Raw genomic sequence first — 305 nt, 5'->3', positions numbered from 1 at the left:
AGGTGCTCTCCCAGCTGAGCTAATCCTCCGAATTGCCTGGCAACGTCCTACTCTCACAGGGACAAGGTCCCAACTACCATCGGCGCTAGAGAGCTTAACTTCCGTGTTCGGTATGGGAACGGGTGTGACCTCTCTGCCATCATTACCAGACTGTATTCATTTAAGACAAGAATCATTGTAACTTATTTAACTTTGAAAGTCAACAAGTTTTTTATATTCTTTCAAAACTAGATAACATTGCTTCATATTATATGGTTAAGTCCTCGATCTATTAGTATTCGTCAGCTCCACATGTCACCATGCTT

At 42.0% G+C, this 305-nt stretch carries 1 rRNA gene; it reads right to left on the bottom strand.

What is annotated here, in order from left to right:
- Positions 1-34 precede the first annotated feature (34 nt).
- Positions 35-150: ribosomal RNA gene (gene rrf / locus AC0L0O_RS30055) — 5S ribosomal RNA — on the bottom strand.
- Positions 151-305: the final 155 nt, after the last annotated feature.

This window comes from Bacillus sp. GS3m_15504, from assembly GCF_055825275.1.
The sequence above is the reverse complement of the archived record's forward strand: the minus strand, read 5'-3'. Positions and strand labels throughout refer to the sequence as shown.